This window comes from Saccharopolyspora sp. NFXS83, assembly GCF_026241095.1.
Lineage (GTDB): Bacteria > Actinomycetota > Actinomycetes > Mycobacteriales > Pseudonocardiaceae > Saccharopolyspora_C.
This window is the reverse complement of record NZ_JAPFGB010000004.1, coordinates 172,999-188,923: the sequence shown is the minus strand read 5'-3', so window position 1 is coordinate 188,923 and position 15,925 is coordinate 172,999. Positions and strand designations below refer to the sequence as shown.

At 71.5% G+C, this 15,925-nt stretch carries 13 protein-coding genes; 8 read left to right on the top strand and 5 right to left on the bottom strand.

The features are described from left to right. Positions 1–920: 920 nt before the first annotated feature. Positions 921–1,952: an acyl-CoA synthetase family protein gene (locus tag OOZ19_RS06160; protein WP_266089153.1), complete on the top strand. Its 1,032-nt coding sequence runs from the start codon at positions 921–923 to the stop codon at positions 1,950–1,952. Continuing rightward, a complete protein-coding gene (locus tag OOZ19_RS06155) occupies positions 1,952–4,300 on the top strand; it encodes an aldehyde dehydrogenase family protein (protein WP_266089013.1) in 2,349 nt (782 codons plus the stop codon). Before OOZ19_RS06160 ends, OOZ19_RS06155 begins: the two co-directional genes overlap by 1 nt. Positions 4,301–4,415: 115 nt before the next feature. Here OOZ19_RS06155 and OOZ19_RS06150 read toward each other — a convergent pair whose 3' ends face one another. After that, positions 4,416–4,841 carry a TetR/AcrR family transcriptional regulator gene (locus tag OOZ19_RS06150; protein ID WP_266089012.1) on the bottom strand — a complete coding sequence of 142 codons (426 nt, stop codon included), beginning with the start codon at positions 4,839–4,841 and terminating at the stop codon, positions 4,416–4,418. A gap of 485 nt (positions 4,842–5,326) precedes the next feature. Between OOZ19_RS06150 and OOZ19_RS06145 the strand changes: the two genes are divergently transcribed. Both OOZ19_RS06145 and OOZ19_RS06140 read left to right on the top strand, forming a co-directional pair. Beyond that, on the top strand, positions 5,327–5,977 hold the full coding sequence (locus tag OOZ19_RS06145; RefSeq protein ID WP_266089011.1) for a TetR/AcrR family transcriptional regulator: 651 nt from the start codon (positions 5,327–5,329) through the stop codon (positions 5,975–5,977). Between the two features lie 127 nt (positions 5,978–6,104). Next, positions 6,105–7,319: a cytochrome P450 gene (locus OOZ19_RS06140; protein ID WP_266089010.1), complete on the top strand. Its 1,215-nt coding sequence runs from the start codon at positions 6,105–6,107 to the stop codon at positions 7,317–7,319. Positions 7,320–7,331: 12 nt separating this feature from the next. On the opposite strand, the gene OOZ19_RS06135 is transcribed toward OOZ19_RS06140, so the two are convergent. Then, complete coding sequence (locus tag OOZ19_RS06135; RefSeq protein ID WP_266089009.1) at positions 7,332–7,634, bottom strand: putative quinol monooxygenase; 303 nt, start codon at positions 7,632–7,634, stop codon at positions 7,332–7,334. Between the two features lie 190 nt (positions 7,635–7,824). Between OOZ19_RS06135 and OOZ19_RS06130 the strand changes: the two genes are divergently transcribed. Beyond that, positions 7,825–9,267 (top strand): aromatic amino acid ammonia-lyase, encoded by a 1,443-nt coding sequence (locus tag OOZ19_RS06130; protein WP_266089152.1) that lies wholly within the window; start codon positions 7,825–7,827, stop codon positions 9,265–9,267. 7 nt (positions 9,268–9,274) lie between these two features. Here the strand turns inward: OOZ19_RS06130 and OOZ19_RS06125 are convergent, their stop codons facing one another. Together OOZ19_RS06125 and OOZ19_RS06120 are read right to left on the bottom strand one after the other, a co-directional pair. Then, a complete protein-coding gene (locus OOZ19_RS06125; protein WP_266089008.1) occupies positions 9,275–9,646 on the bottom strand; it encodes a hypothetical protein in 372 nt (123 codons plus the stop codon). Positions 9,647–9,883: 237 nt separating this feature from the next. Then, the gene (locus tag OOZ19_RS06120) at positions 9,884–10,096 is read right to left on the bottom strand and encodes a hypothetical protein (protein WP_266089007.1); all 213 of its coding nucleotides are present in this window, start codon (positions 10,094–10,096) and stop codon (positions 9,884–9,886) included. A gap of 211 nt (positions 10,097–10,307) precedes the next feature. Between OOZ19_RS06120 and OOZ19_RS06115 the strand changes: the two genes are divergently transcribed. Further along, positions 10,308–11,000 carry a polyamine aminopropyltransferase gene (locus OOZ19_RS06115; protein WP_266089006.1) on the top strand — a complete coding sequence of 231 codons (693 nt, stop codon included), beginning with the start codon at positions 10,308–10,310 and terminating at the stop codon, positions 10,998–11,000. 154 nt (positions 11,001–11,154) lie between these two features. Here OOZ19_RS06115 and OOZ19_RS06110 read toward each other — a convergent pair whose 3' ends face one another. Next, positions 11,155–13,239: an NACHT domain-containing protein gene (locus tag OOZ19_RS06110; RefSeq protein WP_266089005.1), complete on the bottom strand. Its 2,085-nt coding sequence runs from the start codon at positions 13,237–13,239 to the stop codon at positions 11,155–11,157. 214 nt (positions 13,240–13,453) lie between these two features. Here OOZ19_RS06110 and OOZ19_RS06105 point away from each other — a divergent pair, with 214 nt between their 5' ends. Together OOZ19_RS06105 and OOZ19_RS06100 are read left to right on the top strand one after the other, a co-directional pair. Then, positions 13,454–14,533, top strand: coding sequence for an alpha/beta hydrolase (locus OOZ19_RS06105; protein WP_266089004.1), 1,080 nt, complete (start codon positions 13,454–13,456; stop codon positions 14,531–14,533). Positions 14,534–14,701: 168 nt separating this feature from the next. Beyond that, on the top strand, positions 14,702–15,922 hold the full coding sequence (locus tag OOZ19_RS06100) for a cytochrome P450 (protein ID WP_266089003.1): 1,221 nt from the start codon (positions 14,702–14,704) through the stop codon (positions 15,920–15,922). Positions 15,923–15,925 lie beyond the last annotated feature (3 nt).

The following is a 15,925-nucleotide window of genomic DNA, read 5'->3' as shown; positions in this document are numbered from 1 at the left end:
CCGTTGCCATGGTGGAAGAACCTCCTTGCGGTAGCGCGGAGGCGGCTGTTGTTCACCACCTTGCTAGGCCGCACGGGGAAGGATTTTTACGTCGGAATCCACATTCGGGGCATTGTTCGCCAGTGCGGTCGATCCGCCGCCATCTCGTTGACGTCGCCTCCGCCTCCTTGCGGGATCGGTGGCCGGTTCGGGTGATCTGAATTCGATCGTGGTCGTGGGCGGTTTGCTCCGATCGGGAGTTCCCGGTCGTGTCCGCGATTGCCGAGGTGTCCCGGAGGTGCACCGCCCGAACCGAGCGGGGGAGCGTCCGGTCGTCGAACTCGGTGCCGGGTCGCGAGCGCCGGCTCGCGCGGTGAGCGGAATCGGCGCGTCGATTCCTGATCCCGCGGCGAGCTGGCCGCCTCGACCGTTCGTCATCGGGATCTATCGCAGGCGGATGCGGAAATGTCGCGGACCGCTGATCGAGTCGTGCTATTCGAGAGTTGTTGAATCCGGTTCCGCGAAGGCGGTGCCGGTGCGCGGTGAACTCCGTTCCGCGGTTCTCGCGTCCGCGTGCCTCGCCGCTGTGCGGCGGGCGGCGCGCTCTTGATCATGAGTCCATCGGCGCACCGAAGGGCTCTTTGTGATTGTCGGCACTCTTCCAGGGTTGGCGATCGTGTGATCTCCTGGAAGCGTGCTCGACGAGTTCGAGCACGGGCCTTCTGGACGGTCGACGCCGCCCTTCCATGGGCACTCAAGATCCGCTATCCGGTCAGCGTTCCCGATTCCCGATCGGGATCAACCGCTGTTCCCGCGATTGCCCGTTGTGTCGTGCCCGGGGCGTTCCGGTGAGAATGTTCCGGTGGAATTGACCGAATTCGGAGAAGCCTGTGCATTGGAATTGGAACGACTCTCCGGGGTTCGACGAGGAAGCATTCTTGGTGGCGGCGATGAGCTGGCACTTCTCGCCGGAGACCGGTTCGAGGTTCTGGCTGGACCGGGCGTCCTCGCTCGGCTTCGACCCGCTCCGCGACGTGCGGACCCACGGCGACCTCGCCCGTTTTCCCAACTTGGTCAACGAACTCCGCGACGCGCCGATCCGCGACCTGGTGCCCCGCGGCTACGGCGACCGCCCGGACGTGCTCGGCGCGTTCGACAGCGGCGGTACCACCGGGGCGCCGAAACGCGTCGTGCTGATGCAGGACTGGCTGGAACGGTCGTTGGCGTGGAAGTCCGCGCGCATGGACGACCTCGGCTTTCCCCGTGACGCGAACTGGCTGACCGTGGCGCCGAGCGGCCCGCACATCTTCGGCAGGCTCATGGCGGAGCTGCCGCGCATGCGCGGCGGTGTGGCGTTCACCGTCGACCTCGATCCGCGTTGGGTGCGCAAGTGCATCGCCGAAGGCCGTGGCGCTGAGGCGGACCGGTACGCCGAGCACGTCGTGGACCAGGTCGAGTCCGTCCTGGACGGCCAGGAGGTCGGCGTTCTGGTGGTGACTCCGCCGTTGCTGGAGCGCATGTCCGAGCGCGGTCGGCTCGCGAAGCTCATCAACGAGAAGGTCCACACGATCATGTGGGGCGGCGCGCACATGGACGCGGACACGCGCTACCTGATGCGGCAGGAGGTGTTCCCCGACGTGGCACTGCGCGGCCAGTACGGCAGCACCATGATCCTCGGCGGCAGCATGGAACGCGTCTCCAGCACTGACGACCGCTCCTGCGTGTTCGACTCCTTCTCGCCGTACACCACGTTCGCCGTGGTCGACCCGGACACCCACGAGGAGGTCCGGGAGGGGGAACGCGGTCAGGTCGTGATGCACCACGTGAGCAGGTCGATGCTGCTGCCGAACAACCTCGAACGGGATGTGGCGACCCGCGTGGCGGCCCCGCCCGGCGCGCTCGGCGTCTCCGTCGCGGACGTCGCCCCCGTCGCGACCTTCGAGAACACCTCCGTCATCGAAGGGGTGTACTGATGAGCGATCCGCGGATCCTGGACGCACTCGGCACTTCCGGTTCGTTCACCGCTTCCCGCAGGCACGCGGTCACCGGTGTCGACGGTGCGGTGCTGGCCGAACTCAGCCAGGTGCCGCGGCTCTACATCAGGCGCACCATCGCCGAGCTGCGGCGGACCGAGCCGATGTCCGCCGGCCAGCGCCACCGCGCGCTGGCCGAGGCCGCGCGGATCTTCTCGGGCACCGTGGACGGAATTCCGCTGCACGAGCACGAACGGGAGGTGTGCCGCGCTTCCGGAGTGGCGATGCCGGTCGTGCGCGCGGCCTCCCGAACCTTGGCGCACAGCGCGGAAGTGGCGGCTGAGTCGGTGGCGGCGGCCCGGCCGGCCGGTTCCGCCGCGAGCTGGCGGGACAACGCAGGGCCGGGCGCGGTGTGGGCACGCCGCGGCGAGGTGCTGGCCGTGCACGCGCCCGGAAACCACCCCGCGACGCACGCCGAGTGGATCGAGGCCCTCGCGCTGGGCTACCGGGTCGCGGTCCGCCCGTCCAACCGGGAGCCGTTCACCCCGCACCGCCTGGTCACGGCCCTGCGGCAGGCCGGATTCGGTCCCGGGCACCTCGCGCTGCTGCCCACCGGGCACGACCTCGCCGACGAACTCGTCCGCGCCGCCGACCTGTCCCTCGTCTACGGCGGCGACCAGATCGTGGAACGCTACGGCGCCCGCGCCGACGTGCTGGTGCAAGGTCCCGGCCGATCAAAGGTGCTGCTCGCCGACGGTGATCCGCAGGGACACCTGGCGACGGTGGTGGATTCGGTCGTCGGCCACGGAGGCACGGCGTGCGTGAACGCGACCGCCGTGTTCGTCGACGGAGACGTCGCGACCGCGGCGCGGGATATCGCCGACGCCTTGGCTTCGATCCCGGTGCACGAGCCGGAGCACGATCAGGCCGTTCTCCCGGCGCACGAAACCGGCCGGGCGAACGACCTCGAGGCCGGTCTGCGGGCCGCGCTCGGCGGTGCCGAGCTGCTCACCCCCGGCAGCTTGGTGCACGAACTCCCCGGTGGCGGCGCCGTGCTGCGGCCCGCCGTGGTGCTGCTCGACGATCCGAACGCCGCCCAGGCCGGAGTGGAACTGCCCTTCCCGTGCGTGTGGGTGGCCCCCTGGTCCAGCCGGGACGGCATCGGGCCGCTGCGGAACTCGCTGGTGCTGACCGCCGTCACCGAGGACGAGCAACTGCTGGCGCGGCTCGTCGACGAACCTTCGATCAGCAACGTGCACATCGGCGACAACCCCACGCACCTGATGGCGCCGGGGCTGCCGCACGACGGGCACCTCGCTGAATTCCTCATGCGCAGCAAGACGGTCCTGCGAACGAGCGCGGCCGTCACCGACCCGCACACGAGGCTGCTCTCCATCCTGTCCGGGCACTGGTCGGCCAGGGCCGTGCACGCCGCCGCGGAACTCGGTGTCGCCGACCAGCTCCGCGACCGGGCGCTGACGGGCGTGGAGCTGGCCGCGCGGCTGGGTTCGGATCCGGAGGCGACCGCACGGCTGCTGCACCACCTGGAGCGGCTCGGTCTGGTCAGCTCCAGCGGTCCGGGTGGCTACACCACCACCGCCACCGGCGACCTGCTCCGCGGAGACGATCCGTTCAGCGACCTGGCGCGCCTCTACGGCGGCGAGTTCTACCAGGCGTGGAGCGAATTCTCCTCGTCCGTGCGCACCGGCGGGACCGCCTTCGGCCACCGCTTCGGCGTGGAGCACTTCGACTACTTCGCCGCCCACCCGGACACCGCCCGCACCTTCGACCGGGCCATGCAGGCGGTCACCGAGCTGGTCGGCGAAGCGCTGCCCGGCGCGGTCGACTTCCCGGCCGGGAGCACCGTGGTCGACGTCGGCGGCGGTAACGGCACCCTGCTGCGCAGCGTCCTCCGCGAGAATTCGCAGGTGTCGGGAATCGTGTTCGACCGCGACCACGTCTCGGCCGACCTCGGGGACGACCTCGGCGGCCGGTTGAGCGGTGCCGCGGGGGACTTCTTTCAGGACGTCCCGCCTCGCGGTGATTTCTACCTGCTGTCCAGGGTGCTGCACGACTGGAACGACGAGCAATGCCTGCGGATCCTGCGCGGCTGCCGCGAAGCCTGCCGAGCCGGGACCCGGTTGCTCGTGCTCGAACGGCTCCTGCCGGACAAGGCAGGCGCGGAATCGCTCGCGCCGGCATGGGACATGCAGATGCTGGCGATCACCGGCGGTCGCGAACGGCACCGCGACGAGTACGAAAAGCTGCTGGCCACCGCCGGTTTCGAGGTCGAATCGGCGGAGCGGCTGCCGGTCGATCTGTGGCTGCTCGGAGCCCGCGCGGTCTGACGCGATCCCGCGCCGTCGGAGCATTCCCGCCCCGTCGGGGCGTGGCCGGAAGCAGAGCGCCCTGCCGGGCTCGACGCGGCAGGGCGCCTTCGTATTTTCGCCGCCAGGTTCCGGCTCAGCCGGCGTCACCGGGGTCTCGCCGCAGGCCGTCCAGGACGAGGTCGATCAGGTGGGTGGTGCGGGTTTCCCGGTCGTGGCCGTCGATTCGCCACCGGAAACCGACGAGCAGCAGCACCTCCTCGGCGTCGACGTCGGGGCGGAGCTCACCGGTTGCTCTGCCCGCGTCCAGCAGTAGTGCGACCGCGTCGCTCCTCCGCTCGTAGTACTCGCCGGTGAGGTCCGCGCTGGTGGCGGCTTCGATCGCCTGCGCCGCGCCATGCTTGTTCCGGCGGTAGGCGGCGAGCCGGTCGAGCCAGCGGCGCAGGGCCTCCAGCGGTGGGTGCGCCGCGAGAAGTTCCGGCGCCGCCTCGTTCACCGCTTCGGCGTCGTGGCGGTACACCGCGAGCAGCAGTGCTTCGCGATTGGGGAAGTGCCGGTGCATGGTGCCTTGGCCGACCCCGGCGCGTTTCGCGATGAGTTGAGCGCCGTCGTGCTCGACTCGGCCAGCGCGGTGGCCGCGATGCCGAAGATCCGGTTCCTGTTCTGCTCGGCGTTCAGAACACGTGGACCTCTCACGTGCCTCGGTCACTTGATCCCGTGTCGACCGGTGGTGCCGTCCTCGGTTCGGTGCGTGGGAGTCGTCGCCATCATGGAGAACTCCTTGCGGTAGCCCGAATCCGCCGTTGTGCGCCTCAGCGAAGACCGCCCGGACCGCTGTTCCGCATCAGAAGTCACTTCCACCCGATCTTTCGCCGACACGGGGCGCGCGACACCTGACGACGGAGGACGGCCGAAGTGGGACTGGTCGGCGGCGGAGCCCCGATTTTTGGTCAGTCGCTTGACTTAATAATGGGTTGGCGGTTGACTGGGGATGAGCGGGAGAGCGTTCTGCTGCTCCGGGTGCGCGGTTCGAGGAGGGGCGTGGGCATGGCGGACCGCACGGTGCGCGGTGAGCGGGTCGGGGAGACCAGGGAGTCGATCCTGGTCGCGGCGGAGCGGATGTTCGCCGAGCACGGCGTGATCACGGTGTCGAACCGCCAGGTCAGCGAGGCCGCGGGGCAGGGCAACAACGCGGCCGTCGGCTACCACTTCGGCACCAAGGCGGACCTGGTGCGGGCGATCGTGCGCAAGCGCTCGGCACCCATCGAGGCGATCCGGGTCGGCATGGTGGCCGAGCTCGGCGCCGACGCGGGGGTGCGGGACTGGGTGGCGTGCTTGGTGCGGCCGAGCCTGGAACACCTCGCGGAACTGGGGAATCCGACCTGGTTCGCGCGGTTCGGCGCGCAGGTGATGACCGATCCGGCGTTGCGCCCGATCATGGTGGAGGAGGCGCTGAGCGCTCCGTCGCTGCGCCAGATCATCGACGCGCTGCACCGGTGCCTGCCCGCGATGACCGACGAGGTGCGCGCGGAACGGGGCGACATGGCGCGGCAGCTCATGGTGCACATGTCGGCGGAGCGGGAACGCGCGCTGGCCGAGGGCGCGGGGACGCCGCGGGCCAGCTGGAGCGGCGCCGCGGCCGGGCTGATCGACGCTCTCTGCGGTCTGTGGCTGGCACCGATCACGACGCACTCGTGACCGCGCCCCGCGCGACGGTCGTCCATCGTGGACGTTCGACGTCCTCAACCCAGATGAATCTTCCCGCGCGGAGCGGTTTTCGGCCGCACGCGCGTGGACGACGTGGCACTGCGGAAAGAGGAGCACGATGACGAGCACGGTGAATCGGTCCGACGTCCCGGAATACCCGATGGAGCGGGCCGCCGGATGCCCGTTCGACCCGCCGCCGGCGCTGCGGCCGATGCAAGAAGAGGCGCCGCTGGCGAAGGTGCGGCTGTGGGACGGCAGCACGCCGTGGCTGGTGACGCGGTACGCGGAACAGCGGGCGCTGCTGGGGGATTCGCGGGTCAGCGCCGACATCACCCGCCCCGGCTACCCGAGCTCCGCTCCGGTTCGCCCCGGTGGGCCGCGCATCGGCTTCATCCTGATGGACGACCCGGAGCACGCGCGGCTGCGGCGGATGGTGGCGAGCCCGTTCACCATCAAGCGGACCGAGGCGCTGCGGCCCGCCGTGCAGCGGATCGTCGACGAACGCATCGACGCGGTGCTGGCCGGTCCGAAACCGGCGGACCTCGTGCGGGACTTCGCGCTGCCGGTGCCGTCGCTGGTGATCTGCGAGCTGCTGGGCGTGCCGTACTCGGACCACGACTTCTTCCAGGACAACAGCAAGATGCTCATCAGCTTGGCCGTGCCGCCGGAGGAGCGGACGGCCGCGCACGGGCGGCTGGAGGCCTACCTGGACGACCTGGTGGGCGCGAAGCTCGCCGAGCCCGGTGACGACCTGCTCTCGCGGCTCGCCGAGCGGGTCGAGGCGGACGAGATCACCCGCGGCGAAGCCGCGCAGATGGGCGTGCTCCTGCTGCTGGCGGGGCACGAGACCACCGCGAACATGATCGCGCTCGGCACGCTGGCGCTGCTGCGGCACCCCGATCAGCTCGCCGTGCTGCGCGACACCGAGGACCCGAAGCAGATCGCCTCGGCCGTCGACGAACTGCTGCGCTACCTGAACATCACGCACAACGGCCGCCGCCGGGTCGCGCTGGAGGACATCGAGATCGGCGGTCAGGTCATCCGCGCCGGTGACGGGCTGGTCGTGCCCAACGACATCGGCAACCGCGATCCCGCCGTGTTCGACGACCCGGACCGCCTCGACATCGACCGCGACGCGCGCAGCCACGTGGCCTTCGGCTTCGGCGTGCACCAATGCCTGGGCCAGGGCCTCGCCCGCATGGAGCTGCAGGTCGTCTACGGCACCCTCTACCGCCGCATCCCCGGCCTGCGGCTCGCGACGGACATCGAGCAGGTTCCGTTCAAGCACGACGGCGCCGTTTACGGCGTGCACGAACTCCCGGTGACCTGGTAGCGGAGGCCCGCGTCAGCCCTCGTGCAGCAGCCGTTCGGTGATGGTGACCGTCCGGCCGTCCGGCACGAGGAGCTCGGCGGCGGCTTCGGTCCAGGCCGCGAAGTGCGGCGAAGCGCGGTGCGCTTCGAGCGCTGCCTGGTCGCGGTAGACCTCGTAGAGGAAGAAGTGGTGGTCGTCGTCGGTGTCGACGACGACGTCGAAGCTCACGCAACCCGGTTCGTCGGCGACGGAGGCCTCCGCGTCGGCCCTGATCGCGGTCAGGAAACCGTCCCGGTGACCGGGCTTGACCTGGAGAGATGCGACGAGGACGAGCACTCGGTTCTCCTGCTTCCGTTGTGGCTTCCCCGGAACGGGGCGGCCTCCTGATCGGCCGGCACCGTCGAACCTACCGGTGCCTGCGGTCGGGGCGGCGATCCGGTGATCCGGAACTCCGCACGGGCCGGAGCGCCCCGTGATCTGTCCATACTGGGGCCGTTCCGACGGACCAGTGGCAGAGGAGACGATGGTGATCCGGGTTGATGGCCGCACGTTGCGGTGCGCCGACGTGGCCGATGCGGCGCGGGCGACGGGGCCGTTGCAGATCGACCTGTCCACGGCGGCCTTGCGGGTGGCGGAGCACTCGTGGCGGCTCGCCGAGGAGCTCAGCACCGAGCGCGTCGTGTACGGCAGGACGACGGGCGTGGGCGCCAACAAGGACGACCTGGTGGGGGACGGGGAGTCCGCGGAGCACGCGCTGCGGCTGCTGCGCAGCCACGCGGGCGGCAGCGGTGAGCCCATGTCGGCGGCGCAGACCAGGGGGATGCTGCTGATCCGCCTCAACCAGCTCGTCGCGGGCCGCGCCGGGATCAGCCCCTCGCTGATCACGGCGCTGGCCGAGGCGGTGCGGGTCGGGGCGACCCCGCTGGTGCACCGGCTCGGCGCCATCGGCACCGGCGACCTGGCCCCGCTGGCGGAGACGGCGCTCGCACTGGTCGGCGAACGGCCCTGGCTGACGGGGCGGGTCGCTCCGGTGCAGATCCTCAAGGGCGACGCGCTGGCGTTCATGAGCAGCAACGCGGCCACCTTGTCCGAGGCGACCCTGGCGACGCTCGACCTCGAACGGCTCACCCGCGCCAGCCACGTGGTGGCGGCGCTGACCTACGTCGCGCTGGACGGCAACCCGGAGGCATACGCGACGCCGGTGCACGAGGCCCGGCCGCACGCCGGCCAGGTCGGATGCGCGGCGGAGATGCGGCGGCTGCTGGGCCTGGACAGCACGCCGAAACCGGGCAGGCGGATCCAGGACCCGTTCGGGCTGCGCGCGTACCCGCAGGTGCAGGGCGCGGCGGTGGACGCGGTGCACTACCTGCGGGACGTGCTCGCCATCGAGATCAACGCGGGCACCGAGAACCCGATGATCTCGGTGGTGCACCGCGACGCCTACCACCACGCGCACTTCCACACCGCGTACGTGGCCTCCGCGCTGGACTGGGTCCGGGCCACCGTGCACCAGGTCGCCGAGTTGTCGGCCGCGCGGCTCGGGGACCTCGTCGAGCCGGAGTTCACCGGGTTGCGCCCGTTCCTCGCGGCGGGCCCGGCGGGCAGTTCGGGGGTGATGATCCTCGAATACGTCGCGCACGACGCGCTCGCGGAACTGCGCCACGCGGCGTTGCCCGCGACGCTCGGCACGGCCGTGGTCTCCCGGGGGCTGGAGGACCACGCGAGCTTCTCCACGCAGGCCGCGCGGGCGACGACGGCGGCGGCGGTCGCGTACCGGCGGCTGCTCGCCTGCGAACTGGTGGCGGCGGTCCGCGCGTTGCGGATGCGGGAGGCGGACCTGGTGGACCTGCCGGTGCGCGCCGCTTACGAGCTCGCCGCGGAGACGCTGGACCCGAGCGTGGAGGACCGCCCGCTCACCGAGGACATCGGTCGCGCCGGGACCGTGCTGGACGATCTCGTGCGGTTCTGAGCCGTGTTCACCGGTGCGGGCGCAGCGTGCGCCCGTGGAGCCGGGTGAGGGCCGCGCCGTCGAGGGGGCCGCGGCGCTTCACGGCGACGAGGGTCGCCGCGAGCCCGGCGCCGAACAGGAACACGGCCCCGCCGAGCACCGAGCGCACGAGGTTCCAGCCGCGCCCGGCGTGCTGGATCTCGCGCTGTTCCGCGTAGCCGACGAACCGGCCGCCGCCGTCCCTGGAGACGATGTGGCAGGACTGGTCGGGGCGCATGATCTGGGCGCCGCAGCGGACCGCCAGCGGGTCGCCGCCGACCGGCGCGGACTGGACGAGCGCGAAGCCGCCGAGCAGGAGCAGCGCGATGGCCACGAACCACGCTTGGACGAGCGAACCCATTGGTCCTCCGGTGCGGTCGACGATGACCTTGCGGCGTCGCTTGCTCGGCGCTGGAGTCCAGTGTGGCGGGCGGCGACGCTCCACCGGGTGGTCTGTACATGTTGGAGGGTGGAAAACGGCTGGTGGCGGGCCCGGTGTGGATTTTCCGGTCCGGATCGGTCCGCCGGTCACCGACGCCGGAGCCCGGCGAACGGCGGGAGGGTGCGCCGCGCGGGAGCGCGCGGCGCACCCGGCGTGCTACTCGGAACCGGTCGATCCGGAGCCGCCGCTGAGGGCGTCGGCGAATCCGTTGGCGACGCCGGCCCCGGTCTGGAGCCCGCCCGCGATCAGGTCGAGCGGTGTGGTGGTGGTGTTCTGCTCCGGCTCGGCCTGGGCGAGGCCCAGCGCCGAGCACATCAGCACTGCCGTGGTTCCGGCGACGACCGCCGCTCGGTTCGCTGCGAGACGCATCCGTCCGCTCCTTGCTTCCGGGATCAATTCCGCCGGGCAAGGTTCCACGGAGCCGGACCCGCTGCCAGCGCGACCACCCGCTCGACGGTCCCCTGAACGACGGCCCTACATGCCGTCGTCGAACGGACTCCCGGTCCGGGCGAGCCCGCCCGGACCGGCGGGCGCCGGATGGTCCAGGGTGGGGGCGAACAGGGGCGAGGGAGGCCGACGCGTGGGACGACGTTTCGAAGAGCTCGACTGGCAGGACACACCGATCGGGGAGGTCAGCCTGCGCCGCAGGCTGGACCCGGCGCTCGGCGTGGACGTCTACGAGGTCAAGCTCGGCGACGAGTTCCTGATGTCGAGCGTGTTCACCGTGGCCGAAGAGGAACTGGCTCGGCTGGGGTTGGCCGCCGTCACCGGATCGGACCTCGACGTGCTGGTGGGCGGGCTCGGGCTCGGCTGCACCGCGCAGGCCGCGCTCGCCGACGAGCGGGTGCGCTCGCTGGAGGTGGTGGAGGCGCTGGGCGCGGTGATCGACTGGCACCGGCGGGAGCTGCTGCCGTTGGGGCACGAGCTCAACTCCGACGCGCGGGTCCGCTTCGAGCACCGCGACTTCTTCGCCTGGGCCGCCGAGCCGCCGCAGCGGCGCTACCACGCGATCCTGCTCGACATCGACCACTCGCCGACCAACGTGCTCGACACCGGGCACGCCGGCTTCTACCGGCCGTCCGGCCTGCGCCTGCTGGCCGAACACCTGGAGCGGGACGGGGTTTTCGCGCTGTGGTCGGACGATCCGCCGTCGGAGGAGTTCACCGCGGCCCTGGCCGAGGTCTTCGCGACCGTCCGGGCGCACGTGGTCGACTTCGACAACCCCTACGGCGGGCCGCGGGGTTCCAACACGGTCTACGTCGCCCGGAACTGATCCCGCCTCACCTATCCGGGCGCGCAGTGCGACATCCCGTCGATCCTGCACTCGTTCTCCTTCGCGCCGAACCCGGAGTGGAGCAGGCTCTACCCGCTGCAACCCGAGATCAAGGAAAGCCCGCTGCTCGGCCCGGTCCTGCGCGACACCCAGGTCACCGTGCGACCGCGCTGACCCGCTCCGGCGGGGCGAGGTGGCTGAGCAGGCGCTCGTGCCGGAACTGGTAGTGCGCCCCGTGCGTGCGCAGCACCTGGCGGTCCCTGGCGTCCTCCAGGAACGCCGCGGTCCGCCACGGCAACCGGCCCACCAGCGGCAGCCAGATCCGGCCGAACGCGATCCACTGGCCCCAGGCGGTGAAGCCGAGCGCGATCGAGATCCCGCCGCCGAACGAGCTCAGCAACCCCAGCCGAACCGCCTCCCACACGCTCCATTCCAGCCGGAACCCCCACAGCGACCCGCCGGACAGCGCGTGCACCGCGAACCCGGTGAGGGCGACGACGATCCCGAACACGACGGCGAACACGGCGACGGTGCCCAGCGTGGTGCGCCGGTTCGACCGCAGCAGCTCGATCGGCTCGGCGGTCGTGCGCACGTCGACGGGAGCCTCCAGCAGCGAGACGACGCCGACGGCGATCAGGGTGCCCGCGCCGAACATGGCCGCGAACAGCGCGCCCTCCACCCAGCCGCCCAGGAGCGCGTCCGGCTCGTGCCGCAAGGCTCGGAGCGCTCCTTCGGCGAACCTGGCCGCGAAGCCGAACACCGCTCCCGCGACGACCGCCAGCAGTGCCCGAGCGGCCAGCCAGCGCCCGTTGCGCGGGAGCCGCTGCTCGCCGGGGGAGGCCCGGAACAGCAGCCGCACCCGGGAAGGTTCCGGGATGCCCCTGCCCGCGAGGTGGGCGATCCAGTGGGCGCCTCCCACGGCGAACCCGGCCAGGGGTCCGTTGAACCCGGCGTCGCGCAGCCCCTCGGTCAGCGCCCGCAGCGGAGCGAAACCGCCGGGGAAGAGGTAGATCGCGCTGTGCACCACCGTCACGAGCGCGGCGACCACGAGCCCGCTGAACAGCGCGATCACCAGCGACCGGGTTCCGGCGCCCAGCATCTCGCCGACCCGCCACCACGCCAGTTCCTGCCCGCGCGAGTCCCGCACGTGCCGGGCGAGGTGCGCGAGCCAGCGCCGCGGGCGTGCCTCGGGCCACGGCCGGTGCTGCCCCTTCGGCCAGAGCTCCGGTTCGTCGCGGTACGCGGTGGGCACGAACTCCTCCAGCAGGTGCGCTTGCAGCGCCGCGCCGGTGGGGAAGCGCGCGGTGTCCAGCAGCTCGTCCGGCTCGCGTCGCCTGCGGTAGACGGTGCGCGCCAGCGACATCATCAGCGGATTGCGCAGCACGGAGGCGAGTTCGGCGCAGGCGGGCTCATCCGGATCCTCGCGCAACCGCCGCAGCACCGGCTCCCACGGGTCCGCGCCGGGGAAGGCGGTCGTGGCCGGGAGCGTCGCCGCGAGATCGTCGCGGTCGAGTTCGCTGAGCACCACGACCTCCGCGTCGGGCAACGCCCCTTCCTCCCGGAGCGCCTCCCGGTAGGCGCAGGTGCGGCTGGTCAGCACGAACCGCCTGCGGTACCCGCCGAGGTGCCGCAGCGCGGCGGCGTGCAGCTCGTCGGGGATCTCGTCGAAGCCGTCCAGGACGGGCAGCACCTGCTCGTCCAGCACCAGCTTCCGCGCGTCCGCCACGCCGCCGGGCAGCGGGTAGTCCTTCGACAGCCGCTCGATCAGCCAGTCCTGCAGGGAAACGGCGCTCGGGTTCCACGAACCCAGCGAGTACAGCACCGGCACCGGGCCGTTCGGCGCGCGCCGCTCCAGCGCGGTGAGCACGAAACGCATGCACAGCACGGATTTCCCGACGCCCGCGTCACCGAGCACCACCAGCCTGCGGGGGGAGATGTCCCGGTAGAACTGCGCGATCTCGCGCACCTCGCGGGGATCGTCGCGGCCGGATCCGTCCTCGGTCGCCCGCGCCGGGATCGGGTGCCACCGCACCGGCAGCTCCGGCAGCACGAGCCGCCTGCGCTCCTCGCGCTCCCACCGCTCGCGCACCTCGCGGGCCAGCTCCCGCAGCAGCGGGGCGTCCGGTGGTTGCGGGGCGAAGGTGGCCGACCCGTGGATCTCGCCGATGTTGTGCACGTCGCCGCCGACGTGCCCGCTGATCTCGTTGCGGATCGCGTCCCGCTCGTCCCGCTGCGGCATGGGCGCCCCCTCGACAAGCGTCTACCCGCACTCCGGAGATCACAAGATCCCACAAACCCGGGCCGTGCAACATCGATTCGGGGCGAGTTCTCCCCGAAACCAGGGACTGGCGGCACGCTCACCCGGGTGGCAGCTGTTCACGGGAGCGCGGTGCTGGTCTGCTGTCGCTGATCCCGTCAGGGGAGGCGGGACATCATCGGATGGGGGATCCCGGATGAGAACGCCCATGCGCGCCGCCGCGCGCCGCTGCGCCGCCGCGCTGTTCTGCCTCACCGCTGCGTCCGCGCTCGCCGCACCCGCCGCGACCGCCGCCGCCGCGCCGCCGCGCTTCGACGACGGTTTCGGCATCACCGTGCTCGAACAGCCGGAGTGGGTCGACGAGAACCACCGCACGTTCACCATGACCGTCGCCACCGACCAGGTCCCGGAGTACCCGACGATCGGCGACCAGGTCTCCGGGGAGCACGCGGTGCTGGTGGTGCTGCCCGAGGACTACGACCCGGGCGTCCGCTACCCGGTGAACTACCTGCTGCACGGCGCGCCGGAGCGGCCGGACTCGGCGCGCTACCAGACGCTGACCGAACGAGCGACCGAAGACGTCCCGCTGATCACCGTGACGCCCAACGGGGGCGGGCGCGGCTGGTACTCGAACTGGGTGGCCCCCGGCGCCTCGGGCGTGCAGAACTGGGAGTCCTTCCACCTGGACCAGCTGATCCCGCTGATCGACGCCAACCTCAGCACCATCGCTTCGCGGGACGGCCGGTCGATCTCGGGGCATTCGATGGGCGGGTTCGGCGCGTTCCACTACGCCGAGCACCGGCCAGAGCTGTTCGGCCACGTCGGCAGCTTCTCCGGAGACCTCGACCTGCTCGACCCGCGGATGCGGGGAGCCATCGTCGGGTCCACGCAGTTGACCGAAATGGGCGCTCCGCTGGACCCGCCGGACGCCATCTTCGGCTCGCCGGTGTGGCCGCTGGACGGGGTGTGGAACGCGCAGAGCCCGGCGCACCACGTCGAAGCGCTGCGCGGGATGGGTGTGGCGTTCTACGCGGGCAACGGGGCGAACCTGGCGGAGAACCCGATCCTGGCGGTGGGCGAGGCCTGGGTCCGGGACACCGCCGTGGTCATGTCCGGGCAGTTGACCGCCGCCGGGATCCCGCACCGCTTCGTCGACTACGGCGACGGCACCGGTTGGGGCGAGGGCTGCAACGGCAAGCACGGCCAGGACCCCTGCATCCAGGCCGATTTGAACGACTACGTCGGTTTGATCATGGAGCGCCTCCAGCGCCCCTGATCCGGTTTCCCGGCGATCCTGCTGAACAGGTCACCGTCGCATTCGCCCTCTTGTGCGGGCGGATGCGGCGGTGGCCTGCTGCCGCCTCCGCGACGCCATAATAAGACAGTCGTCTGACTTATCTGCTAGCGTGGCCGAGTCCCGAACGTTCGACCACAGGAGTCGTGGATGACCACCGCGGAGCCGAAGTCCTTCCCGTTCAGCGAACCGGAACGGCTGGACCCGGAGCCCCTGTTCGAGGAGCTGCGCAGGCAGCCGCTGATCCGGGTGCGGCTCCCGTACGGGGAACCCGGCTGGCTGGCCAGCCGCTACGAGGACGTCAAGCTCGTGCTCGGCGACAAGCGGTTCAGCCGCGCCGCCGGAGCCGGGCGCGACGAAGCGCGGATGCGCCCGATCCAGGGCAACAGCGGCAACATCATGAGCCTGGACCCGCCGGAGCACAGCCGGTTGCGCCGGCTGGTCATGAAGGCGTTCACCCAGCGCCGGGTGGAAGGCCTGCGCACGCGTGCGCAGGAGATCGCCGACGGCCTCGTCGACGGGATGGTCGAGCGCGGCGCGCCCGCGGACCTGGTCGAGGACTTCGCGCTGCCGCTGCCGATCACCGTGATCTGCGAGCTGCTCGGCGTGCCCTACGAGGACCGCAAGGACTTCCGGGTGTGGTCGGACGCCTTCCTGTCCACGACGAAGTTCACCTTGGACGAGGTCATCGAAAGCGTCGGCCTGCTGCGGGAGTACATGGCCCGGCTGATCGCCGAGCGCCGCGAGAGCCGCCACGAGGACGGGCGCGACGACCTGCTCAGCGCGCTGGTCGCGGCCCGCGATGACGACGACCGCCTCACCGAGGACGAGATGCTCTCGCTGGCCGAGGCGATCCTGGTGGCCGGGCACGAGACGACCGCCTCGCAGATCCCGAACTTCGTCTACGTGCTGCTCCAGCACCCCGGCCAGCTGGAGCGGCTGCGCGCCGATCCCGCGCTGATCCCGCGCGCGGTGGAGGAACTGCTGCGCTACGTCCCGCTCGGCAACGGCGCGGGCATCCCGCGCTACGCGCTGGAGGACGTCGAGCTGGGCGGGGTGACGGTCAAGGCCGGGGAGGCGGTGCTGCCGAGCACGGCCTCGGCGAACCGCGACGCGGCCGTGTACTCCGAGCCGGACGTGCTGGACCTGCTGCGCGAGGAGGCGTCGCACGTGGGTTTCGGGCACGGCGCGCACCACTGCCTAGGCGCGCCGCTGGCCCGGATGGAGCTGCAGGTCGCGCTGGACACCCTGCTGCGCCGCCTGCCGGAACTGCGCCTGGCCTCGGGGGAGGACGGCGTCGAGTGGAAGGACGGCCTGTCCACCCGCGGCCCCTCGAAGATGCCGATCAGCTGGGGACCGGCGGGCTCGTGAGCG

What these genes read in the sequence shown, in the direction of transcription:
- OOZ19_RS06150 (WP_266089012.1), bottom strand. Translation starts at nt 4,841, where the DNA reads ATGCACCGGCACTTCCCCAATCGCGAAGCACTGCTGCTCGCGGTGTAC.
- OOZ19_RS06120 (WP_266089007.1), bottom strand. Translation starts at nt 10,096, where the DNA reads ATGCGTCTCGCAGCGAACCGAGCGGCGGTCGTCGCCGGAACCACGGCA.
- OOZ19_RS06145 (WP_266089011.1), top strand. Translation starts at nt 5,327, where the DNA reads ATGGCGGACCGCACGGTGCGCGGTGAGCGGGTCGGGGAGACCAGGGAG.
- OOZ19_RS06125 (WP_266089008.1), bottom strand. Translation starts at nt 9,646, where the DNA reads ATGGGTTCGCTCGTCCAAGCGTGGTTCGTGGCCATCGCGCTGCTCCTG.
- OOZ19_RS06110 (WP_266089005.1), bottom strand. Translation starts at nt 13,239, where the DNA reads ATGCCGCAGCGGGACGAGCGGGACGCGATCCGCAACGAGATCAGCGGG.
- OOZ19_RS06155 (WP_266089013.1), top strand. Translation starts at nt 1,952, where the DNA reads ATGAGCGATCCGCGGATCCTGGACGCACTCGGCACTTCCGGTTCGTTC.
- OOZ19_RS06100 (WP_266089003.1), top strand. Translation starts at nt 14,702, where the DNA reads ATGACCACCGCGGAGCCGAAGTCCTTCCCGTTCAGCGAACCGGAACGG.
- OOZ19_RS06105 (WP_266089004.1), top strand. Translation starts at nt 13,454, where the DNA reads ATGAGAACGCCCATGCGCGCCGCCGCGCGCCGCTGCGCCGCCGCGCTG.
- OOZ19_RS06140 (WP_266089010.1), top strand. Translation starts at nt 6,105, where the DNA reads ATGACGAGCACGGTGAATCGGTCCGACGTCCCGGAATACCCGATGGAG.